Consider the following 22745-nt stretch of genomic DNA (forward strand, 5'->3'; position numbering starts at 1 on the left):
GCTGAACTCATCCCACTTGTCCCTTCGTGACATGCCCTTTCAGACAAGGGTACGGCTGTTGCGTACCTGACCGTAACGGCCACCTCTATATGGACAAGCGCTTGCTAGGGGGTATACGACTGTCGAAGGGCAGATGGCCAACCGGGAGGCCCACCGTGACGGAACAGCTCCGCACCTCCACCCGTGACCTGGAAGAACTGCGGAAACGCGCCACCGTCTGGCTTCGCTCCAGGGTCGGCGCGGACGCCACGGTGTCCGAGATGTCCAGGCCGTCGGAAAACGGGCTGTCAAGCGAGACCCTGTTCTTCACCGCCACCTGGGACGGACAGGGTACGCGCTGCGTAGCGAGGCTCGCACCTGCGGTGGAAGCCGTTCCGGTTTTCCCCTCGTACGATCTGCGGGCCCAGTTCCACATCATGCGCCTGGCCAGGGAAAAAGCTGGAATCCCAGCGCCCAGGGCCCTGTGGTTCGAGCCGGACCCCGAGCCGCTCGGCACCCCGTTCTTCGTCATGGAGCGGGCCGAGGGCGAGGTGCCACCCGACGTGATGCCGTACACGTTCGGCGGCTGGCTGCACGACGCCTCCCCCGAGGACCAGCGCCGGCTGCAGGACGAGAGCGTGCGACTCCTGGCGGCGCTGCACCAGACCGCATTCACCCCGGAGGAGCTGGCCCCGTTCGGGGCCGCCGGGCTGCGCGCGCACGTCGAGGCGCAGCGCGCCTACTACGCATGGGCGCACGGCGAGTGCCGCGTCCCGCTGCTGGAGCGCGCGTTCGCCTGGCTGGAGGAGCACTGGCCGGACGACCCCGGCCCCGACGTGCTCACCTGGGGCGACGCCCGGATCGGCAACGTGATGTACCAGGACTTCACCCCCGTCGCGGTGCTCGACTGGGAGATGGCCGCCGTCGGGCCACGCGAGCTGGACCTGTCGTGGATGATCTTCCTGCACCGCTTCTTCCAGGACATCACGGTCAGCGCGGGCCTGCCCGGCATGCCCGGGTTCATGCGCCGCGAGGACGTCTGCCGCACCTACCGCGAGCTGACCGGCTACGAGCCGCGCGACCTCGCCTTCTACGAGATGTACGCGGCCCTGCGGCACGGCGTCATCATGGCCAGGATCTGGCACCGCAGGATCCACTTCGGCGAGCTGACCATGCCCGACGACCCCGACGACCTGGTGCTGCACCGCGCCACCATCGAGGAGCTGCTCGGTGGCTACGAGGCCGCGTCGTAGACCAGCAGCGCCACCTGCACCCGGTTGTTGAGCCCCAGCTTGGTGAGGATGCGCGAGACGTGCGCCTTGACCGTGGGCACGCTCATGTAGAGCTCGCGGCCGATGTCGGCGTTCGACTTGCCCTGCCCGACGGCCATGGCCACCTCGCGCTCGCGCTCGCTGAGCCGTTCGAGCAGCTTCCTGGCGCGCTCGCCGCGCTCCTCGCCCGGCCCGCCGCCGTCGGAGACGTGCGTGATGAGCTGCCGCGTCACCGCCGGCGACAGGATCGGCTCGCCCGCCGCCACCTTCCTGATGGCCTGCACCAGGTCGCCCGGCGCGATGTCCTTCAGCAGGAACCCGGCCGCCCCCGCCCGCAACGCCCGCAACACCTGCGCGTCGGCGTGGAACGTGGTCAGCACCACCACCTCGGGCGGCTCGGACGTGCGGCGCAGCGTCTCGGTGGCGGTCAGGCCGTCGATGCCGGGCATGCGGATGTCCATCAGCACGACGTCGGGCCGGTGCTCGCCCACCAGCGGCGGCACCTCGGACCCGTCGGCCGCCTCCGCCACGATCTCGATGTCGGCCACGCCGCCGAGGATCATCGACAGCCCGGCCCGCACCATCGCGTCGTCGTCGACGATCAGCACCCTGATCGGCCCGTCACCGGTCATCCCTCACCCTCTCCATCCGTCTCCGCCGGCCACGGCAGCCAGGCGCGTACCGCGAACTCCCCCTCCGGCGTCGGCCCGTGCTCCAGCCTCCCGCCCGCCAGCTCCGCCCGTTCGGTCAGCCCGATGAGCCCGGCGCCGGCGCCGGGGAGGCGCGCGCCGTGCCGCACCGCACCCTGGCGCGCCATCAGCGGGTTGCGGACCTGCACCGACAGCCCCTCGCCCGGGGCGCCCTCGACGGTGACGGTCACCGGGGCGCCGGGCGCGTGCTTGCGCGCGTTCGTGAGCGCCTCCTGCACGATGCGGTAGAGGTTGCGGCCCGGCCCCTCGGGCGCGCCGTCGGCCCGCAGGTCGAGCCGGACGTCGAGGCCCGCGTGGCGGCACTCCTCGACCAGCGCGGGCAGGTCGGCGAGCGTGGGCTGCGGCCGGTCGGGCACCGCGCCCTCACCCGCCTCGCCGCCGCTCCCGTCGGAGGCCGAGTGCCGCAGCACGCCGATCACCTCACGCAGGTCCTGCAACGCCAGGTGGGCGTTGGTCCTGATGGCCCCGGCCGCCCTGGCGATCTCGCCCGGCGGCGCGTCCGGCCGGAACTCCAGCGCGCCCGCGTGCAGGCTCAGCATCGAGATGCGATGCGCCAGCACGTCGTGCATCTCCCTCGCGATCCGCTCGCGTTCGAGCCGCTTGGCCTCCTCGGCGGCGCTGTCGGCGCGCTGCCGCAGCGACCAGACGAGCTGCCGCCTGGCCCTGACCACGATGCCCCACGCGAACACCGTCAGCACGAACGCCAGGCCGAGCGCCAGCGCCCACGTGCGGTCCTCGTCCGTCTGCGGGCGCAACGCGACGTAAGGGGCGAGCGTGACGAGGCCGAGCAGCGTGATCGGCCCGGAGATCTTGAACGGGCGGTGCACCGCCACCGTGAACAACGCCACCACCGACGCCCCGCCCACCAGGTCGAGATAGGAGGACAGCAGCGAGGTGACCACCGCGAACCCGACCGGCCACCTGCGCCGCAGCCACACCCCCGCGCACGCCAGCGCCCCCGTCACCTGCTCCACGAACAGCAGCGCCTCCGGCTGGCGCTGCGCCTGCAGATCCATCAGCGACAGGAAGGTCAGGCCGCAGGCGAACAGGAACATGAGGATGTCGACGATCCAGTCGCGCGTCGAGCGCCGTACGCGCCCGCCCGCGCGGCCGTCGCCCAGCAACACCGACGGCAGCGCCCACCGGTATTCCTGGGCGATGGCGCCGTCTCCCCGCAGTTCCGTCACGTTCATCGAGGTTAGGGCCTTCCAAGGGTGCGGCGACAGCGACCAAAGTCGGTGTCCTTCTCGACCAACGGCGGACGCGCGCGCCCCGGCCGCCGGGCGAGGCTGGACGGCATGCAAGCGGTGCTGAGGGTGTCCGGCTGGCTGCTGCTCCTGCAAGGGGTGGGCGGCCTGCTGAACACCCTGCTCGGATGGTGGCAGTGGGCCCGCGCCCTGCTCGTGGTGGACCTGCTGCCGGTTTTGAAGGGATATGAGGTGTTCGCGGCCATCGTGATGGGGGTGCTCGGCTTCGCGCTGCTCGCCGTCGCCGAGTCCCTGGAGAGAGCGGAGGACGGCGAATGAACGCGACCCGGCTGCGGCCGCCGCGACACCAGGTGGACCCGCGGGCCGTCGCCTGGTGGACGGTCCAGTGGCTCATCCTGATGGTGCCCGTCGCGGGGGCCGGCGTGGCCGCCTACTGGTTCCTCACCGAACGTCCAGGCTGGCTGGGCGCGGTCGTGGGGGTGTTCGCGGCGGGCTGCCTGGTGCTGGCGCTGGTGGCGCCGCGCGCCTCGTACCGGGTGGAGCGGTGGGAGGTCACCGACGAGGCCGTCTACACGCGCAAGGGGTGGCTCACGCACACCTGGCAGGTGGCGCCGATGTCCCGCATCCAGCGGGTCGACACCGCGCGGGGGCCGGTGCAGCGACTCTTCGGACTGGCGGACGTGACGGTCACCACGGCGTCGTCGGCCGGGGCCATCAAGATCGAGGCCCTGGACCACGAGGTGGCGGCGCAACTCGCCGACCGCCTCACCACCCTCACCCAGGCAACCCCGGGAGACGCCACGTGAACGGCCCACATGCCCCGGGAGGGGCACACGACCCGGGAAGGGCGGACGGCTTCGAAGCCGCGCACGGCTCGGAAGGCGTGCATGGTGCGGCACACGGTCCGCACGGCCCGGCAGGCGGCGCACTCGGCCCGAGCCGCGGCCCGCACGGCTCGACCGGCGGTGCGCATGGTGCCGACGGACGCGTGCCCGGGCCGGAGGGCGGGAGCCTGCGGCAGGGAGGCCGTGGGGCCTGGGCGGTCGGCGACGCGTCCCAGCCGCCCCTTCCCCAAGAGGCGCCCTCCCGTGCGCGGGCGGACATGCCACGGGCGGGGGCCGACGCGACCTTGCCCTCCCCTCCTCCATGGACAGCACCCCGTACGGGCGCGAGCGTGCCGGCGGAGTGGCGGGGGCTGGCGGCGCGGAGTTTGTGGGCGTCCGGGGTGAAGTCGCTGGCGATCGTCGCAGGGGCCTCCGCCGGGCTGGTGCGGTTCCTGGCGGGACGGGACTGGCCGGTGGGCGGCGTGGTGGCCGTCTGCGCGGGTGCGGCGGTGCTGATCGTGGCCGCCGTGGTCGCGTACGACGTGCTGCGGCTGCGCGCCACCCGCTGGCGGCTCACTCCGGAACGGCTGGAGCTGCGGTCGGGGATCACCGTCCGGCAGCACCGGTCGATCCCGCGCGACCGGGTGCGGAGCGTGGACCTGCGGGCCGATCCGGTGAACAGGTTGTTCGGACTGACCGTGGTCAAGGTGGGCACCGGGGAGCGGGCGGAGGACGGCGCGGAGCTCGCGCTCGACCCGTTGAGCAGGCACGACGCCGAGGCGTTGCGGCGCACGCTGCTGCACCAGGGCGAGGAGGCCGAGGCGGGTGGCGGGCCGCTGGCGGAGCTGAGCTGGTCGTGGATCAGGTACGCGCCGCTGTCGGTGTGGACGTTCACCGGCGCGGCCGTGGTGCTCGGCACGCTGTACAAGGCGCTCGACTCGTTCGGGCTGAAGGGGTTCACGACACGGCTGGCGGTGGAGGGGTGGGCGTGGCTGACGGCGCGGCCGCTGGTGACCGTCCCGCTGGTGCTGGCGGTGAACCTGGTGGTGGGGGCGGTCGGCGCGGCGCTGCTGTTCGCGGAGTCGTGGGGACGTTACCGGCTGGAGCGCGAGCCCGGCCGGCTCCGCCTGCGCAGGGGGCTGCTGACCAGTCGTTCGCTGACGCTGGAGGAGCGCAGGCTGCGCGGGGTGGAGATCGGCGAGCCGCTGCTGCTGCGGCTGGGCGGCGCGGCCAGGCTCCGGTCCATCGCGACCGGGCTGGGCAAGCGCGCCGACGACGAGACCGAGGACGTGGCCGCCCTCACCCCGCCGATGCCGCGGGCCGTGGCGCTGCGGGTCGCCACCGCGATCACGGGGGCCGGGGTGCCCGTGCTGACGGCGCATCCGCCGGCGGCCAGGCGCAGGCGGCTGGTGCGTGCGCTGGTCACGGCGGCGCTGATGCTGTCCGTGACCGTTGTGGTGGCGGCACTGGACTGGGTGGGTGCCGGGCTGGGCGGCTGGATGTGGCTGGTGCCGGTGGCGGTGCTGGCGTACGGGGTGTGGCATGCGGCGGCCGGGGCCGCGAGTCTCGGGCACGCGCTGACCGCTCGCCATCTGGTCGCGAGGAAGGGTGCGGTGGTCAGGCGTACGGTGGCGCTCGATCGCAGGGGCATCGCGGGCTGGACGTTCACCGAGTCGTACTTCCAGCGCCGCGCCGGGCTGCTGACGGTCTCGGCGACGACGGCGGCGGGCCGGGGGCACTACGAGGTGCTGGACGTGGGCCGCGGCGACGGCCTCGACCTGGCCGCGCGGGCCGTTCCTGGGCTGCTGGAGCCGTTCCTGACCCGGGAAAAGCAATGAGCCGCGTGATCCCCCACGGTTTGCCCATGCCCCTGTACTGGACAAACATGATCGCGCGGCTCAGGTGCTTGCAGACATAACGCTATTTGTCCCGCTTGCAACCGGGTTGCAGCCGCATTAACCGTTGCCACAAATCGTGAGTCAGAGTCACGATAGGCGGAGACGCCGGGCGTGCGCGGAGGGGCGCCGCGCGGCATCGACCGGGGCGCCTCATCCGGCGCCCCGGCCCCGCCCGAAGACCCCGCCCGAAGGCCCAGCGAAAGCCCTGCCCGAAGGCCCGTCCGTCCGAAGGGCCGTCCGTCCGAAGGGCCGTCCGTCCGAAGGGTGCGAGAACCTACCCGGCCGACTTCTCCAGGTACGCCTTGATCACGGTGAGCGCGCCGGCCATGGCTTCCTTCTCCGGCATCATCACCACCTCGGGCGAGTTGGTCGCCTTGTCCTTGGGCCGCTGGTGGCCGCTGTAGTCGACCTGGATGACGACCGGCCCCTTGCGCACGATCACCGAGCCGCTGGAGGCGGAGACCTCGCCGCTCCTGCTCCGCACGTACTGCTGGTACGCCTGGTCGCCCAGCCCCTTGACGTCGGTCAGCGCACCCCAGGTGATGCCGCCGATGGAGGACTTGGCGGTGGTCTTGGTACGCCCGTACTCACTCGCGTAGAACGCCTTGGCCGCGGACTCGTCCGCCGCCCCCGCCCGGTTCGTGAAGCGGTGCACGGTGATCAGCACGCTGCGGATCTTCGTGACGCCGGGCCCGCCGGAAAGCTCGCGGTTGAGCCAGCGGCACTCGGTCTGGGTGTCGGCGCCGGCCGCGGTGCCGCGCGCCCGCGTGGCGGGCTCGGGCACGAGCCGGGTGGCCGTCTCCGTCACGGCCTGGCACTCGGCGGGAAAGGAGGCGAGCACGGTGGGCGAGGGCGTGGCGCTGACAGTCGGCGAGACGGTGGCGGCGGCCGTCGGCTCGGCCTTCGCCAGCACGCCGGGATTGCTCGCCTGCCAGGCCGCCACACCCTTGGCGAAGTGCCCGATCAGGCCGCTGACCTCGCGGATGGCGTTCGCCTCCGTGACCGCCTGCGCGCTCTCGTTGCTCAGGATCTGGGCGTCCTTGCGCTGCTGGCCCGCCTGGAACTTGACCTCGATCGTCATGTCGCCGACGCGGGCGTGCGCGGTGCCGAACGCGTACCAGAGCAGCTTGCCGTCGCGGCGCCAGGTGTACTGGGCGAACGCGGCGTCGCCGACGCCCTGAACGTCTTTGACCGGGGAGACGTACTCCTTCTCGTCGGGGTCGAGCGACGGCTTGGCGGTCTCGCCGTACTTGCCGCTGCGGTACTCCATCTCGTACGACGTCTGCGCCATCGCCCGGCCGGTCTTGGCGCCCTCGCCCTTGTGCTGCTCGATCTTGACGTCGATCTCGCGGCTGCGCCAGAACTCGCCGAACGAGATGCGCTGGTTGATCCAGTTACAGCCGAAGTTGACCGTGTAGTCGCTGTCTCTGGCCGACCTGGAGACGGTCGCGCCGGGCACGAGCCGCTCGGCCTCCTCCTTGGACAGCATGGCGCACACGTCGGGGGCCTCGGCGGCGGACGCGGGCCGCTGGGCGGGCGACGACGAGCGGGTGCCGGGCGGGGCCGCGCCGCCGGAGCGCTGGCCGTACAGGAGGTAGGCCCCTACTCCGCCCGCCGCGACGAGCACGACGAGTGCGGCGGCGAGGGTGGGCATGAGCCAGGCCGGCCGCCGCTTCTGCGGAGGCTGCGGCATGGGCGGCACGGTGGGGGGCAGGTGGGGCGGCCCGCCCGGGTACCCGCCAGGCGGCGGTCCAGGCGGTCCAGGCGGTCCAGGCGGCATGGGAGGCATGGATGGCATGCCGGACGAATACGGCCCCCCAGACGGAGGCGACCCGGCAGGTGGCGGCCCGGCAGGTGGCGGCCCGGCAGGTGGCGACCCGGCAGGTGGCGACCCGGCAGGTGGCGGCGGCTGAGGGGGCCGGCCCGGCACCTGGTAAGGGTTGGTGGGCGGCTCGAACTCGCTACCGGGGTTCACGCGGACTCCTGAGGTTGCCCTGACTTGCGGGGAGACATGCTAGTCACGCCCTCCGCAAGGCGCCTACAGCATCTCTGACCGGCATGTCTCATTTCGCCAGCGCCGCCGCTACCAGCCGCGCCGCCGCGAGAGCGGTCTGCGGGTCCGCCATGGCGTCGGCCGCCTCGTCGCCGGGTGAGACGACGGCCGACACGTCCTCGCGGTGCCACACCACCTCTCCCAGCAGGTTGCTGGTGCGGAAGAGCAGGATGCTGTCGGCGGTGCCGCTCTCGGTGGAGTTGATGTAGAACCTGAAGCCGTTCTGGGCGATCGCCGTCTCCCCCACGCCGGTGACGTCCCTGACGGAGCCGTACGCCTGCCGCTGCCCCATGCCCTCGGCGGCGGCGCGGGTGCTCTTCTCGCTGGCGAAGCGGCGCCGCGCCACCTGGGGGCCGTCGAGGTCGCCGGTGGGCCGCTCGGCCCAGACGCGGACGACGAGGCTACGGGCGGGCAGGGTGCCCTCGCGGATGAGCCACTGGCACTCGCCGGGCCGGGTGAGGCTGCGTTTGGGGGTGCCTTTGACGAGCTGGGCGGCCTGGGCGTCGGTGAGCAGGGTGCACGGGTCGGGGGCGGTGGCGTACCTGCCGGTGTCGTGGCCGCCGAGCGCGGCGGCGGCGTACCAGCCGCCCGCGCCCAGCGCCAGGACGGCGGCGAGCGCGGCGGGCAGCAGCCACCACCTGCGGGATCGCGCGGGGGCGGAGGCGGGGCCGGCACCGGCGAGCCGGGTCAGCACCTGGCGGATCTGCAAAGCCGTGGGGCGGGCGGCCGGGTCTTTGGCGAGCATGGCCATGAGCAGGCCGCCCAGCTCGCGCCCGGCCCTGGCGGGGAACGGCGGCTCGTGCAGCAGCACCGCCGCGGCGACGGCGGCGGGCAGCGCCCGCTCGAACGGCGCGCGGCCCTCCACCGCCGTGTAGAGGCTCGCGCCGAGCGACCACAGGTCGGCGGACGGGCCGGACGGCTGCTCGTTGAGGCGTTCGGGAGCCATGTAGCCGGGCGAGCCGGCGCTGCCGAACACGTCGCCCCTGCCGCCCATGGGCGCGGCGATGCCGAAGTCGGTGAGCATCGCCGTGCCGTCGGACTCCAGCAGAATGTTGGCGGGCTTGACGTCCTGGTGCAGCAGGCCGTGCGCGTGGGCGACCTCCAGCGCCGACAGCACGCGCAGCCCGACGGCGGCGACGAACTCGGGCGGCAGCGGCCCCCGTTCCTTGATCACCTTGTCGAGCGAGCGGCCGGTGGTGAGGTCCATGATGATCCACGGCTGGTCGCCTTCGAGCACCACGTCGTGCACGAGCACGATGGCGGGGTCGCGCAGCCGCCCGGCGGACCTGGCCTCGTGCATGGCCCGGTCGGCGAACTCGGCGCGCTCGCGCGGGCCGAGCCCTTCGGGCACGCGCACCTGCTTGACCGCGACCTGCCGGTCGAGCATCTCGTCGATCGCCCGCCACACCGTGCCCGCGCCGCCCTGGCCGAGGCGCTCGATCAGCCGGTAGCGGCCCGCCAGCAGGTAGAGGTCACTGGGCATCGCGCAACGCCCGCACGCTCGCCTGCGCGGCTTTCAGGGCCGCCTGCCTGATGTCCTCGTCGGTCGGCTTCTCGCCGAGCGTGGTGTACTCGACGCTCACGACGAGGTTGGCCAGCCGGTAGTAGACGTGGGCGGAGACGACGCGGCCCGTGGGGCCCTTCAGCTCGAAGCCGAACGCCTCCTCGCCGACGCCGGAGAGCTGCCGCACCGGCGTGCGCGCGGCCCGCATCGACTTCTTCACGCCGATCTCGGGCCAAGTCCAGTCGATGCTGTCGTACTTGGCCCAGTAGCGCTGCTGGTTCTGGAAGAGCGTGCGGGCCGAGGACTCGGTCATGGACCACGGGTCGACGGTGTCGGAGTCCTTCTGCACTTGCAGGCCCACGCCGGTGCCGGGCAGCGGCCAGCCGCACTTGGGGCCGATCTCGTCGGAGTCGGGGCGCCCCTTGGGCGGGCTCTGCGTGCGCAGCAGCCGGCCCACCTCCTGCTGGTCGATGAGCGTGCAGACGTCCATCGGCACGGTGAACGCGCCGGCCGCGCCGGCGTCGCCGCGGTCGAGCAGCACGAACGTGGTCGCGCCCGCCGCCGCGAGCACCGCGGCCCCGGCGGCGATCCAGAGCGTGGCCCGGCGCCGCCGCCCGGCCGCGCGCGGCGCCGTCACCTCGGCGTTGACCGGAAGCTGCGGCGCGGGGCCGCCCGCCGCGACCTGGCGCAAGGCTTGCAGGACCACGCGCGGGTCGGGCCGGGCGGCCGGCCGGTAGGCCATCATGGCGGTCACCACCGGCCCGAGCGGCCCCTGCAGGTCGGGCACCGGCTGCGTGAGCGTGGCGCGGATGCGCTGGGCCGCCGAGCCCTCGTAGGCGGGCACGCCCCTGAGCGCGACGTGCAGCGTGGCGCCGAGCGACCACAGGTCGCTGGCTGGGCCGCCGGGCTCGCCCTCCAGCCGCTCCGGCGCGATGAACCCGGGCGAGCCGATCATCAGCCCCTGCTCGGTGAGCGTGGCCTGGCCCTCCTGGCGGGCGATACCGAAGTCGGTGAGCACCACCCGCCCGCTCTCGGTCAGGAACACGTTGCCCGGCTTGACGTCGCGGTGCTGCATGCCCTGGGCGTGCGCGGCCATCAGCGCCTCGAGCACGTCGGCGCCGACCCTGGCGGCGTAGCCGGGCGGCATGGGGCCGAACTCGCGCACGGTGTCGGCCAGCGTGCGGCCGCGCAGCAGCTCCATGACCAGCCAGGGGCGCTCCTGCTCGACGACCACGTCGTGCAGCGCCACGATGCCGGGGTGGCGCAGCCGCGCCATGGCCTGCGCCTCGCGCACGGCCCTGGTCACCAGGTCGTGGCGCTCCTTGTCGGACATGCCCTCGGGCAGCGTGAGCTCCTTGACCGCGACATCGCGATCAAGCATCTCGTCCCTGGCCAGCCACACTTTCCCCATGCCGCCCGCGCCCAGCGGACGCAGCAGGGAGTATCGGCCGGCAAGTCTTCCCGCGGACATAAAGGGAAGGGTAACTAAGGATCAAGAGGGGTGCTTACTCGTTCCTGTCGGTCTTCGTCTCTATGGTCTTGGTTCGTGGATGCGGTTCAAGGCACTCTCGACGAGCTCGGCACGCCGCTGAGCGAAGTCACGTTCGTCGTGTTCGACCTCGAGACGACCGGCGGCGCGCCCGCCGAAGACGCCATCACCGAGATCGGGGCGGTCAAGGTGCGGGCGGGCGAGGTGCTCGGCGAGTTCTCGACGCTGGTCGATCCCGGGGGGCCGATACCGCCGTTCATCTCCGTGCTGACCGGCATCACCGACGCCATGGTGGTGGCCGCCCCCAAGATCGAGACGGTGCTGCCGAGCTTCCTGGAGTTCATCAGGGGGGCCACGCTGGTGGCGCACAACGCGGGGTTCGACACCCGCTTCATCAAGGCGGCCTGCGCGGCGCTCGGCTATCCGCCGCCGGGCAATCCGGTGGTCGACACGGTCGACCTGGCCAGGCGCGTGCTGACCCGCGACGAGACGCCCAACGCGAAGCTGGCCACGCTCGCCAGGTTCTTCCGCAGCCCCGTCGAGCCGTGCCACCGCGCGCTCCAGGACGCCAGGGCGACGGTCGACGTGCTGCACGGGCTGATCGAGCGGGCCGGGTCCTTTCAGGTGCACACGCTGGAGGAGCTGAAGTCGTTCGTCCGGGCGCCGACGCCGGAGCAGCAGCGCAAGCGGCACCTCGCCGAGTCGGTGCCGCACGCGCCGGGCGTCTACCTGTTCGAGGACGAGCGGGGCGAGGTCCTCTACATCGGCAAGAGCACCAACCTGCGCAACCGCGTCCGCTCCTACTTCACCGCCGGCGAGACCCGCCCCCGCATCCGCGAGATGATCGGCATCGCCGAGCGGGTGCGGCACATCGTCTGCTCGACCGCGCTGGAGGCGGAGGTGCGCGAGCTGCGGCTGATCGGCGGCGCCAAGCCGCGCTACAACCGCCGCTCCCGCTTCCCGGAGAAGATGGTGTGGCTCAAGCTGACCACCGACGTCTTCCCGCGGCTGTCGATCGTGCGCGATCTCAAGGACGACGGCGCCACCTACCTGGGCCCCTTCAGCAGCACGCGGCTGGCCGACGACGCCCGCATCGCGCTGCACGAGGCCGTTCCGCTGCGCCAGTGCACCCAGCCGATCTCGCTGCGCACCCGCCGGGCCGCCTGCGTGCTGCACGAGATGGGCCGCTGCGGCGCGCCCTGCGAGGGGAGGGAGAGCCCCGAGGAGTACGCCGTGCACGTCGAGAGCGCCCGCCGCGCCATGACCCTCGACGCCTCCCCCGTCTTCAGCGCGGTCGCGGCCCGCATGGAGCGGCTGTCGGTCGAGCAGCGCTACGAGGAGGCGTCGGTCGACCGCGACCGGCTGGCCGCGTTCGTCCGCACCGCGGCCCGCATGCAGCGGCTCAGCGCCATCACCCGCATCCCGCAGCTCGTCGCCGCCAGCCCGGCCTTCGGCGGCGGCTGGGACATCCACGTGGTCCGCTACGGCCGGCTGGCCGCCGCCGGGGTCATGCCGAAGGGCACGCACCCGACCCCGTTCGTCGCCTCGCTCAAGGCCACGGCGGAGGTGGTCATCCCCGGGCCGGGGCCGGTGCACGCGGCCAGCGCGGAGGAGACGGAGTGCATCCTGCGCTGGCTGGAGTCGCCCGGGGTGCGGCTGGTGGAGGTCGACGGCGAGTGGAGCCTGCCCGCCCAGGGTGCGGCCCGGCACAAGGCTCGCATTGACCTCGCTTACCGGCATCTCGACCAACGTCGCCCTCGGGAGGGGCGACCTTTGAGGTGAAACGATAGAGTTGATACATGGTCACGGCTATCGTCCACATCAATGCAGAGGTAGACCGGATCCCGGAGGTCGCCCAGACGATCGCCGAGATCCAGGGCGTCAGCGAGGTCTACTCCATCACCGGCGAGTACGACCTGCTGGCCATGGTGCGGGTCGCGGCGTACGAAGAGATCGCCGAGGTGGTGCCGGGCCGCATCAACAAGGTCGCCGGCGTCCTGCACACCGAGACGCACATCGCCTTCCGCGCCTACTCCAAGCACGACCTCGACGCGGCCTTCTCGATCGGCTTCCCCGAGGCCGACTGACCCCGCGCCGGCACGTCCCACCGACAACGCCGAACGGGCCCGGACGAGAGCGTCCGGGCCCGTTCGGTTTGTGGCGTCAGGGTCAGTGCGTGATGCTGCGGTCGTCGCTCCCGCCGCTGCCGATGGCGGCGTGCTCGTCCTCGTGCTCGTGCCCGTGCCCGTCGTCCAGCGGGATCTTCTCCCCGCCGTACGCCCTGGACATGCGCCCGCGCAGCTTGCCGAGCGGCCCGCGCATGCCCTTCGGCGGGATGCCCGAGGCGTCCTCGTCGACCGGCAGCATGGGCACCGGCTCCTTGCCCCGCATGTGGGCCTCGATGTCCTCCGACGGCGGCGTGTGGACCTCGATGAACTCACCGTGCGGCAGCCGCTTGATCACGCCGGACTCCACACCGTGCGAGACGATCGCCTGGTCGGAGCGCTGCAGGCCGAGGCAGATCCGGTAGGTGATCAGGTAGGCCAGCGCCGGCCCGACGAAGACCAGCACGCGGCCCGCGTAGGTCGTGTGGTTCAGGCTCACGTGGAAGTTCGCGGCGATCTCGTCGTTGGCGCCCAGCAGCCACAGCACACCGTAGAACGTCATCGCGGCGATGCCGATCGAGGTGCGGTGCGGGTTGTTGCGCGGCCGGTCGGCGATGTGGTGCTCGCGGTTGTCGCCGGTCACCCAGCGTTCCAGGAAGGGATACAGCGCCAGGCCGGTCATGATGATGCCCATGGGCACCAGCGCCGGGATGATGACGCTCAGCGGCAGCGTGCCCGCGTTCGCGGTGCCGAAGAGGTTGATCTCCCACGGCGGCATGAGGCGCAGCGAGCCTTCGAGGAAGCCCATGTACCAGTCGGGTTGCGAGCCCGCGGAGATATCGGCCGGTGTGTAGGGACCGAACAGCCAGATCGGGTTGATCTGGGTGAAGGTCGCCAGACCGCTGATCACGCCGAGCGTGAACAGGAAGTACGCGCCCGCCTTGGCCATGAAGGCCGGGTAGAACGGCGCGCCGACCACGTTCTGGTTGGTGCGGCCCTTGCCCGGCATCTGCGTGTGCTTCTGCACCCACATGAGCACCATGTGCGCCGTGACCAGCGCCAGGAGGATGCCCGGGATGAGCAGGATGTGCAGCGAGTAGAACCGGGAGATGACATCCTCACCCGGATACTCCCCGCCGAACAGGAAGAACGTGATGTACGTGCCCACGAGCGGCAGCGAGATCGCCACGCCCTCGGTGATCCGCAGACCGGCACCGGAGAGCAGGTCGTCGGGGAGGGAGTAGCCGGTCAGGCCCTCGGCCAGCGCCAGGGTCAGCAGCAGCACGCCGATGATCCAGTTGATCTCGCGCGGCTTGCGGTAGGCGCCCGTGAAGAACACCCGCAGCATGTGGACCGTCATGCCGGCCACGAAGAGCAGGGCCGCCCAGTGGTGCATCTGCCGCATGAGCAGACCACCACGGACGTCGAAGCTGATCTCCAGCGACGACGCGTAGGCCTCCGACATCATGACGCCCTTGAGCGGCGCGTACGAGCCGTCATAGGCGACCTCCATCATGCTGGGCTTGAACCAGAGCGTCAGGAACGTCCCGGTCAGCAGCAGGATGACGAAGGAGTAGAGCGCGATCTCACCCAGCAGGAACGACCAGTGGTCGGGGAAGATCTTGCGCAGGTTGCGCTTGAGGAAGTTGGCGCCACCGAGGCGCTCGTCGAGGAAGTTCGACGGGCCGGCGATGGCCTTCGGCGTGGCCTTCAGCTCGCTCATGCCTGGCCTCCCTTCTCCCTGGCGGCGGCCTCCGCGTCACCGCGCTCCCAGTAGCTGGGCCCGACCGGCACCTCGAAGTCGCCCTGGGCGATGAGGTAGCCCTCGGCGTCGACGGTGATCGGCAGCTGCGGCAGCGGCCGCGCGGCCGGGCCGAAGATGACCTTGGCGCCGTCGGCGGCGTCGAACGTGGACTGGTGGCACGGGCACAGGATGTGGTGCGTGTTCTGCTCGTAGAGGGCGGCCGGGCAGCCCACGTGCGTGCAGATCTTGGAGTACGCCACGATGCCGTCGTGGGTCCAGTTGAGCCTCGTGCCGCTCTTGATCTCTTCCGGACGGAACTTGATCAGGATCAGCGTGGCCTTGGCCAGGGCGTTGAGGTCGTGCTGGTAGCCCTCGGGGACGACCGACAGGATGCCGCCGGGCGAGTTGAAGTCGGCGGCCCTGATGGGCTGGCCGGTGCCCTCGACGACGAGCCTGAGCGGCTTGCCCTCCTTGGTCTTGGTGCCCCACACCGTGTGGCGCAGCTCCTTGTTGAAGCGCGCGCCCGGCATCCGGCTGTTGTCCAGGTCGCGCAGCAGCACGAGCGGGACCAGGCCGAGCGGCGCCGCCGCCAGCAGCAGCGTGCGGCGCAGCAGCTTGTGCTTGACGAAGCCGCTCTCGTTGGCCCCCCGCACGAAGGTCTCGGCGACGACGTCACGGTCGGCCTCGTCGGAGGCCATCGTGTGGCGCTCCTGGATCAGGGAGTACTTCGGCATGATCTGGCGGACCCAGATCACGATGCCGACGGCCAGGCCCAGGATCGCGATGGTGAGCGAGCTGCCCAGCGCCAGGTTCGAGGTGCCTGTGGCCTCCGGGCTGCCGACCTGGAAGTACACGTAGGAGATGATGAAGGCGATGGCCGCGAGGAACGTGATCGTGAAGCAGAGCGCCACGATCTTCTCGGCCTTGCGGGCCTTGACCGGGTCCTGCAGCGTCACGCCGGGGACATCCTGGTCGGCCTCTGTCGTTTCCGCGGTGCCGAGCATCGAGGTGCCCGGCGCGGGGGTGCCGATGACGCGCTTGGGCACGCGCTCATCCGGCTGCTCGATCTCGTGCTCGTTGTCTGTCATGACTTCTGTCGCTTCTTCGCGGTGATCCAGATGGCGGCGAGTGCGAGGGCGGCGATGCCCACTACAAACGCTACGAGACCTTCGGTGACCGGGCCAATACGCCCGAGGGCGAAACCTCCCGGGTCCCTCTGCTCGCGAACCTGGGTGATGTAGGCGATCATGCTGCGCTTCTCTTCGGGCGTGATCGTCGTGTCGTTGAAGACCGGCATGGCCTGCGGACCCGTGACCATCGCCTCGTAGATCTGCGTCGGCGTCGCCTCGTTGAGGTTGGGCGCGTACTTGCCCTGCGTCAGGGCGCCACCGGCACCGACCCAGTTGTGGCACTGGATGCAGTTGGCGCGGAAGAGCTCGCCGCCCTTGCCGGCGTCACCGAGCTTCGGGTCGACCTGCTCGGCCCCGGGGACCTGCGGGCCGCCGCCGAGCGACTGCACGTAGGCCGCGATCTGCCGGGTCGTCGTCTCGTTGACCCACGGGGCCGGGGGCTTGCGGGGCGCCTGCGGGCCGGGCGCGGCGGCCGGCATGCGGCCGGTGCTCATCTGGAAGTCGACGGCCGCGGCCCCGACGCCGATGAGCGTGGGCGCCGTCATGGTGCCCTGCGCGTTGGTGCCGTGGCAGCTCATGCAGTGCTTCTCGAACAGGCTCCTGCCCTCGGCCACGTCGTCGACCTTGCCTGCCGCCAGTGCCGCGTCGGCAGGCTTACCCGCCTGGACAAAGGCGGCGTATACCATCCCGACCAGCGCCAACGCCAAAATCAGGACGGCGTATCTCGCGAGGGGATGCCGCCGCCAAGCGGTGATCCTAGTCACAGAGATCCCGTTCCTTAACGAATGATGTAGATGGTCGCGAAAAGACCGATCCAGACGACGTCTACGAAGTGCCAGTAGTAGGACACGACGATCGCGCTGGTGGCCTGCTCATGCGTGAAGCGCTTCGCGGCGTACGTGCGTCCCAGCATGAACAGGAACGCGATCAGGCCACCGGTCACGTGCAGGCCGTGGAAGCCCGTCGTCAGGTAGAACACCGAGGTGTAGGCGTTAGCGGACAAGGTCGCGCCCTCTGACGCCAGCTCCATGTACTCGTAAAGCTGCCCGGCGACGAAGATCGCGCCCATGAGGAAGCTGACGATGTACCAGAAGCGGAGCTTTCCGACCTGCCCCTTCTCTGCGGCCCACACGCCAAGCTGGCACGTCACACTCGACAGGACCAGGATGATCGTGTTGACCGTCGCGAACGGGATGTTCAGGTGAGCGCCCTCGGCGAGCTCCATGCCCGCCTGGTGCAGTGACGGGCCCCATTCGAGGCCCTTGCCCTCGCTCACCGACCGGATGGTGAAGTACATCGCGAACAGCGCCGCGAAGAACATGAGCTCGGAGGACAGCCAGACGATCGTGCCCACACTGACCAGGTTGGGTCTGCGGTACGACTGTGCTGTCGTCGTCGAAGTTATTGCGGATGCTGTCGCCACGGGCAGCATTATTGCGGCTCCGGTGGTCGGTCCGGCGCACGACCCCCCGTTAGCAGGTACAAACCGGGACCCAACCTGGGATAATTGCCACATAACACCCACCAGGCATGGTGGCCTGGGTATGTATCGCGGCACACCGGTACGATCCCAGGTGACCATACCGCTTCGACTGATAGTGAGCGCGACCGATGTCCACTGGGAGCACCGACGAGAAGATGAAGGTCCTCGTCTACAGCGACGACGCCGCAACCCGGGCCGAGGTGATCCAGGCCATCGGCAGGCGCCCCGCGGCCGACGTACCGCTCGTGGAGATCGTGGAGTGCGCCACCGAGCCCAAGGTCCACCAGTGGCTGGGCTCCGGCGAGATCGACGTGGCGATCCTCGACGGCGAGACGCAGCCCGCCGGCGGCATGGGCGTCTCCCGCCAGGCCAAGGACGAGGTCTACGACTGCCCGCCCATCTGCCTCATCATCGCCAGGCGCGACGACCGCTGGCTGGCCGAGTGGTCAAAGGCCGACGCCGTCGTGCCGCAGCCCCTGGAGCCCATGGTCCTGGCCGACACCGTGGCCGACCTGATGCGCCGCCGCAACTCCACCCGTCTCAACGCTAAGTAGGTGCCCATGGACTCCCGGACGACCTGGCCCTCCCTGCTTTCCGCTCTCCTGTCCGGAGAGCACCTCACTTCCGACGAGTCGGCCTGGGCGATGCGGGAGATCATGTCCGGCGCCGCGACGCCGTCCCAGATCGCCGGCTTCGTGATCGCGCTGCGCGCCAAGGGCGAGACCGTGGCCGAGGTCGTCGGGCTCGCCCGCACCATGCTCGACCTCGCCACGCCGCTGAGCGTCGAAGGGCCGGTCGTCGACATCGTCGGCACCGGCGGCGACCGGGCGCACACCGTGAACGTCTCCACCATGGCCGCCATCGTGGCCGCCGCGGCGGGGGCCAGGGTCGTCAAGCACGGCAACCGCGCCGCCTCGTCCTCGTGCGGCGCCGCCGACGTGCTGGAGCACCTGGGCATCCGGCTCGACCTCACCCCCGAGCAGACCGCCCAGGTGGCGCGCGACGCGGGCATCGCCTTCTGCTTCGCCCCCGTCTACCACCCCGCGCTGCGCTTCGCCGGCCCCACGCGCAAGGAGATCGGGGTGCCCACGATCTTCAACTTCCTGGGGCCGCTCACCAACCCCGCCCGCCCGTCCGCGCAGGCCATCGGCGTCTACGACCCCAACATGCTGCCCGTCCTCGCCGGCGTCTTCGCCGAGCGCGGCGTCTCCGCCCTCGTCTTCCGCGGCGACGACGGCCTCGACGAGCTCACCATCGCCGCCACCTCCACCGTCTGGGTCGTCAGAGACGGCACCGCGACCCAGACCACGTTCGACCCGGCGGTGCTCGGCATCCCGCGCGCCGACGTCGGCGCGCTGCGTGGCGGCGACGTCGCCTTCAACGCCCAGGCGGTGCACGACCTCCTGCGCGGCAAGACCGGCCCGGTACGCGACGCCGTGCTGCTCAACGCGGCGGCCGCCCTGGTCGCCCTCGACGGGCCCGGCGACGACCTCGACTCGGCCATGATCGACGGGTACGCCCGCGCGGTCCAGGCGGTCGACTCGGGCGCGGCCGCGGCCACCCTCGACCGCTGGATCGAAGCCAGCAGTTCCTTCCGCCCGGCTTCCTGACGGCCCCTCTGTCCGGGCTCCGCGCCTTCTCACCGGAGCCCGGCCCCTCGCTCACAGCGGCGCACCACCCGACGGCTCCCGCGCCCCCCAGTTCCCCCTGTCGCCGTGCGCGCCGCAGAAGGGCCTCAGCGCCGCGCCCGGCGCAGGTGGTGGCGAGACGGCGGCGTCGGCCCGCCTCCGCAGCGTCAGGCATCGGAGGCGGCGGCTCACGGGCGCAGCGAAGCGGCGCTCGGTGAAGCGGCGCTCGGCGAAGCGGCGGCACCCGTGCGTGGGTGTGGCTGACGCAGCAGCGCCACCCACGGGACCCGGCGTCAGCGCGCCGCAGCGGGCGGCCCCATGTGGCGACAGGGCCGTCCGGGGCGGCTCAGCGGAGGGCGAGGGTGGGGCCCGCCTTGAGGGAGCTCCACTTGAGCCACTGCCGCCAGTTCTGCTGCCAGTGCCCCCACCCGTTCGTGGGCTCCAGCTTCCGCGGCGACCCCGTGATGATGATCGGATCCCCGATCAGGGTGTTCTTGATGAACCAGGCAGCGTTGTCCGGGCTGATGTTCACGCACCCGTGACTGACGTTCGAGTTCCCCTGCGACCCCACCGACCACGGCGCGCTGTGCACGTACTCGCCGCTGTTGGAGATCCGCACGGTGTTGTACACGGTGAGCTGGTAGTAGCCGGGCGAGCCGGGCCCGATGCCGGGTGAGGTCATGACGGTGACGGGTTCGCGGGACATGGCGAGGTGGATGCCGGAGGTGGTGTAGTACTTCCACTGGCCGCCCTGCCCGGCGCTCATGGGCATGGTGCGGATCTTCTTGCCGTTGCGGCGGACGACGAGCACGTGCTCGTCGGTGCTGCCTCGGGTGATCTGCGATCGGCCGATCTTGAAGTCGAGACGGACGTCGCGTTTGCCGTACATGCCGGGCGCGCCGCGCACTCCGGCGAGCTTGGCCTCCACGCGGACCTTGGTGTGGGCGGGCCAGTACTTCTCGGGGCGGAAGTCGACGTGCTGGCTGTCGAACCAGTGCCAGGCCCCTTCGACGGGTTTGGAGCTGTGGACGGTGAGGTTGCGTTCGATGGCGATCCGGTCGGTGACGGGCTTGTCGAAGGCGATCATGATGGGCATGCCGATGCCGACGGTGAGGCCGGTGTCGTCCTTGTTGGGGGTGATGGTCTCGATGTCGAACGTCTTGTCGCCCTTGACGGTGGAGAACGCGCTGCGGGTCTCGCTCGACCGCCCCGAGGCGTCCACGGAGACGGCGGTGACCGTGTAGGAGGTGCCGGGCCGGGCGGTGCCGAGGCTGCGCCAGCGGGTGCCGTCGGAGCTCAGGACGCCCTTGAGCGGCCCGCCCTTGCCCCCTTCCACGCGTACGCTCTTCAGCGTGCCCCCGTGGACGGACACGACCACGGGCTGGTCCGTGGGCACGTTCGTGCTCTTGTCCGCCGGAGACACCCCTACGGGGGCGCCCCGCGCCCCGCCTGCCATGGCGACCCCTTCGGGGTCGTCGGCGGGGGCCGCCGAGCACGCCGTCAGCAGCGCCAGGGCCAGCAGGCCGGCCGTTCCATACGCTCCGCGCCCCACGAGTACTCCCTCGTCCACGATCGAGCCACTTCTGCCTCCTTTATTACCCTGAGTGATCAGATGGCCACATCCGCCCACTGGTAAAGAACACCAAAAAGCGGGCGTCCTCCCCCCAAGGGAGAACGCCCGCTCCAGGTGTGCGCGGCTCAGTGCGAGAAGTGGCCCCGGTAGTACTGGAACACGAACCCGATCATGGCCATGATCACGAGGAAGACCCCGATCAGGAACATCCAGAAGCCGATCACGAACCCGGCGAAGGCGAAGGCCGCCGCCAGGCACAGGAACAGCGGCCACCAGCTGCTCGGGCTGAAGAAGCCCAACTCGCCCGCGCCGTCGCTGATCTCGGCCTGCTTGTTGTCCTCCGGCTGCGCGCCGATGCGGCGCGCGGTGAACATCAGGTAGTAGCCCACCATGAACGCGAAGCCGACCGAGATGGCCATGGCCGTCGTGCCGACGGGCTCACCCTTGCCGGTGGCGGCCTTCGTCCAGAACCAGTAGGCGATGTCCACGCCGGCGAAGAACAGGCCGCACAGCAGGAACAACCATCCCTGCACCTTCATCAGGACTCAACCTCCGGGTGGTCGGACTTGGTGGAAGCGTGCGGGAACCGCTTGTCGAAGGCGGGGCGCTCGGACCGGATGCGCGGCAGCGAGGTGAAGTTGTGCCGCGGCGGCGGGCAGCTCGTCGCCCACTCCAGCGAGTTGCCGTAGCCCCACGGGTCGTCCACGGTGACCTTGGGCGCGCTGCGCCAGGTCTTCCAGACGTTGTAGAAGAACGGCAGCGTCGAGGCGCCCAGGACGAACGCGCCGACCGACGACAGGAGGTTGAGGTCGGTGAAGCCGTCGGCCGGGCTGTAGTCGGCGTAGCGGCGCGGGAAGCCCGCCATGCCGAGCCAGTGCTGGACGAGGAACGTGGTGTGGAAGCCGATGAACAGCAGCCAGAAGTGCAGCTTGCCCAGCTTGTCGTCGAGCATCTTGCCGGTGAACTTGGGCCACCAGAAGTAGAACCCGGCGAACATCGCGAACACGACGGTGCCGAAGACCACGTAGTGGAAGTGGGCGACGACGAAGTAGGTGTCGCTGATGTGGAAGTCGAGCGGCGGCGAGGCCAGGATGACGCCCGTCAGGCCGCCCAGCAGGAAGGTGATGAGGAAGCCGACGGAGAACAGCATCGGCGACTCGAAGCTGAGGTGGCCGCGCCACATCGTGCCGATCCAGTTGAAGAACTTCACGCCGGTCGGCACCGCGATGAGGAACGTCATGAACGAGAAGAACGGCAGCAGCACCTGGCCGGTCGGGAACATGTGGTGCGCCCAGACCGTGATGGACAGACCGGCGATCGAGATCGTCGCGCCCACGAGGCTGATGTAACCGAAGATCGGCTTGCGGCTGAAGACCGGGATGATCTCGGTCACGATGCCGAAGAACGGCAGCGCGATGATGTACACCTCGGGGTGGCCGAAGAACCAGAACAGGTGCTGCCAGAGCAGCGCGCCGCCGTTGTCGGAGGCGAAGATGTGCGTGCCGAGCTTGCGGTCGGACTCCAGCGCGAGCAGGGCGGCGGCCAGCACGGGGAAGGCCATCAGCACGAGCATGCTGGTCAGCAGCACGTTCCAGGTGAACATCGGCATGCGGAACATGGTCATGCCGGGGGCGCGCATGCAGATGATCGTGGTGATGAAGTTGACCGCGCCGAGGATCGTGCCCAGACCCGACAGGGCCAGACCCATGATCCACAGGTCGCCGCCGATGCCGGGCGAGTTGATCGCGTTCGACAGCGGCGTGTAGGCGAACCAGCCGAACGAGGCGGCGCCGCCCGGGGTGAAGAAGCCGGAGACGGCGATGAGGCTGCCGAACAGGTAGAGCCAGTAGCTGACCATGTTCAGGCGCGGGAAGGCGACGTCGGGGGCGCCGATCTGCAGCGGCATCAGCTCGTTGGCGAAGCCGGCGAACAGCGGCGTCGCGAACATCAGCAGCATGATCGTGCCGTGCATGGTGAACAGCTGGTTGAACTGCTCGTTGCTGGTGAACTGCAGCCCCGGCTGCGCCAGCTCGGCCCGCATGACGAGGGCCATCACGCCGCCGATGAGGAAGAAGGCGAACGACGTGATCAAGTACATGTGCCCGATGATCTTGTGATCGGTCGAGGACATCCACTTGGCGATGAT

At 70.8% G+C, this 22745-nt stretch carries 20 protein-coding genes; 8 read left to right on the plus strand and 12 right to left on the minus strand.

Translation table 11 applies throughout. From position 1 onward, the window contains the following. Positions 1 to 155 precede the first annotated feature (155 nt). Positions 156 to 1232 (plus strand): phosphotransferase family protein, encoded by a 1077-nt coding sequence (locus tag HCN51_RS14805; protein WP_346433647.1) that lies wholly within the window; start codon positions 156 to 158, stop codon positions 1230 to 1232. Here HCN51_RS14805 and HCN51_RS14810 read toward each other — a convergent pair. Further along, complete coding sequence (locus HCN51_RS14810) at positions 1214 to 1882, minus strand: response regulator (protein WP_168010214.1); 669 nt, start codon at positions 1880 to 1882, stop codon at positions 1214 to 1216. The genes HCN51_RS14805 and HCN51_RS14810 overlap by 19 nt on opposite strands. Then, positions 1879 to 3147, minus strand: coding sequence for a sensor histidine kinase (locus tag HCN51_RS14815; protein ID WP_346433648.1), 1269 nt, complete (start codon positions 3145 to 3147; stop codon positions 1879 to 1881). The genes HCN51_RS14810 and HCN51_RS14815 overlap by 4 nt, the downstream gene beginning before the upstream one ends. Positions 3148 to 3258: 111 nt before the next feature. Here HCN51_RS14815 and HCN51_RS14820 point away from each other — a divergent pair, with 111 nt between their 5' ends. The 3 genes from HCN51_RS14820 to HCN51_RS14830 all read left to right on the plus strand — a co-directional run bounded on the left by HCN51_RS14820 (position 3259) and on the right by HCN51_RS14830 (position 5830). Beyond that, positions 3259 to 3486: a hypothetical protein gene (locus HCN51_RS14820; RefSeq protein ID WP_155128166.1), complete on the plus strand. Its 228-nt coding sequence runs from the start codon at positions 3259 to 3261 to the stop codon at positions 3484 to 3486. After that, the gene (locus HCN51_RS14825; RefSeq protein WP_168010216.1) at positions 3483 to 3974 is read left to right on the plus strand and encodes a PH domain-containing protein; all 492 of its coding nucleotides are present in this window, start codon (positions 3483 to 3485) and stop codon (positions 3972 to 3974) included. Before HCN51_RS14820 ends, HCN51_RS14825 begins: the two co-directional genes overlap by 4 nt. 368 nt (positions 3975 to 4342) lie before the next feature. Next, positions 4343 to 5830 (plus strand): PH domain-containing protein, encoded by a 1488-nt coding sequence (locus HCN51_RS14830; protein ID WP_168010217.1) that lies wholly within the window; start codon positions 4343 to 4345, stop codon positions 5828 to 5830. A gap of 334 nt (positions 5831 to 6164) precedes the next feature. On the opposite strand, the gene HCN51_RS14835 is transcribed toward HCN51_RS14830, so the two are convergent. From HCN51_RS14835 to HCN51_RS14845, 3 genes are all read right to left on the minus strand, one after another. Beyond that, a complete protein-coding gene (locus HCN51_RS14835) occupies positions 6165 to 7583 on the minus strand; it encodes a hypothetical protein (RefSeq protein ID WP_168010218.1) in 1419 nt (472 codons plus the stop codon). A gap of 370 nt (positions 7584 to 7953) precedes the next feature. Beyond that, the gene (locus HCN51_RS14840; RefSeq protein ID WP_168010219.1) at positions 7954 to 9426 is read right to left on the minus strand and encodes a serine/threonine-protein kinase; all 1473 of its coding nucleotides are present in this window, start codon (positions 9424 to 9426) and stop codon (positions 7954 to 7956) included. Then, positions 9416 to 10918, minus strand: coding sequence for a serine/threonine-protein kinase (locus HCN51_RS14845; protein WP_168010220.1), 1503 nt, complete (start codon positions 10916 to 10918; stop codon positions 9416 to 9418). The genes HCN51_RS14840 and HCN51_RS14845 overlap by 11 nt, the downstream gene beginning before the upstream one ends. Positions 10919 to 10993: 75 nt before the next feature. Here HCN51_RS14845 and HCN51_RS14850 point away from each other — a divergent pair, with 75 nt between their 5' ends. Continuing rightward, entirely contained in the window at positions 10994 to 12718 is a 1725-nt protein-coding gene (locus HCN51_RS14850; RefSeq protein WP_080041187.1) for a DEDD exonuclease domain-containing protein, read from the plus strand. Between the two features lie 17 nt (positions 12719 to 12735). Further along, positions 12736 to 13023 (plus strand): Lrp/AsnC family transcriptional regulator, encoded by a 288-nt coding sequence (locus HCN51_RS14855; protein ID WP_080041188.1) that lies wholly within the window; start codon positions 12736 to 12738, stop codon positions 13021 to 13023. 82 nt (positions 13024 to 13105) lie between these two features. On the opposite strand, the gene qcrB is transcribed toward HCN51_RS14855, so the two are convergent. From qcrB to ctaE, 4 genes are read right to left on the minus strand one after another with little or no spacing between them, the layout of a single operon-like run. Continuing rightward, entirely contained in the window at positions 13106 to 14764 is a 1659-nt protein-coding gene (qcrB, locus tag HCN51_RS14860) for a cytochrome bc1 complex cytochrome b subunit (protein WP_168010221.1), read from the minus strand. Continuing rightward, positions 14761 to 15873: a cytochrome bc1 complex Rieske iron-sulfur subunit gene (gene qcrA / locus HCN51_RS14865; RefSeq protein WP_080041190.1), complete on the minus strand. Its 1113-nt coding sequence runs from the start codon at positions 15871 to 15873 to the stop codon at positions 14761 to 14763. The genes qcrB and qcrA overlap by 4 nt, the downstream gene beginning before the upstream one ends. Continuing rightward, on the minus strand, positions 15870 to 16679 hold the full coding sequence (qcrC, locus tag HCN51_RS14870) for a cytochrome bc1 complex diheme cytochrome c subunit (RefSeq protein ID WP_168010222.1): 810 nt from the start codon (positions 16677 to 16679) through the stop codon (positions 15870 to 15872). The genes qcrA and qcrC overlap by 4 nt, the downstream gene beginning before the upstream one ends. Positions 16680 to 16693: 14 nt before the next feature. Next, positions 16694 to 17347 carry an aa3-type cytochrome oxidase subunit III gene (gene ctaE / locus HCN51_RS14875; RefSeq protein WP_080041192.1) on the minus strand — a complete coding sequence of 218 codons (654 nt, stop codon included), beginning with the start codon at positions 17345 to 17347 and terminating at the stop codon, positions 16694 to 16696. A gap of 179 nt (positions 17348 to 17526) precedes the next feature. Between ctaE and HCN51_RS14880 the strand changes: the two genes are divergently transcribed. After that, a complete protein-coding gene (locus HCN51_RS14880; RefSeq protein ID WP_080041193.1) occupies positions 17527 to 17952 on the plus strand; it encodes a hypothetical protein in 426 nt (141 codons plus the stop codon). 6 nt (positions 17953 to 17958) lie between these two features. Then, complete coding sequence (gene trpD / locus HCN51_RS14885; protein WP_168010223.1) at positions 17959 to 19008, plus strand: anthranilate phosphoribosyltransferase; 1050 nt, start codon at positions 17959 to 17961, stop codon at positions 19006 to 19008. 364 nt (positions 19009 to 19372) lie between these two features. Here the strand turns inward: trpD and HCN51_RS14890 are convergent, their stop codons facing one another. The 3 genes from HCN51_RS14890 to ctaD all read right to left on the minus strand — a co-directional run bounded on the left by HCN51_RS14890 (position 19373) and on the right by ctaD (position 22730). After that, a complete protein-coding gene (locus tag HCN51_RS14890) occupies positions 19373 to 20578 on the minus strand; it encodes an Ig-like domain-containing protein (protein WP_168010224.1) in 1206 nt (401 codons plus the stop codon). Between the two features lie 146 nt (positions 20579 to 20724). Continuing rightward, positions 20725 to 21138: a cytochrome c oxidase subunit 4 gene (locus HCN51_RS14895; RefSeq protein ID WP_080041195.1), complete on the minus strand. Its 414-nt coding sequence runs from the start codon at positions 21136 to 21138 to the stop codon at positions 20725 to 20727. Then, complete coding sequence (ctaD, locus tag HCN51_RS14900) at positions 21138 to 22730, minus strand: aa3-type cytochrome oxidase subunit I (RefSeq protein WP_230466539.1); 1593 nt, start codon at positions 22728 to 22730, stop codon at positions 21138 to 21140. The genes HCN51_RS14895 and ctaD overlap by 1 nt, the downstream gene beginning before the upstream one ends. Positions 22731 to 22745: the final 15 nt, after the last annotated feature.

Origin of the sequence: Nonomuraea composti, from assembly GCF_012034275.1 — a bacterium.
GTDB lineage: Bacteria > Actinomycetota > Actinomycetes > Streptosporangiales > Streptosporangiaceae > Nonomuraea > Nonomuraea composti.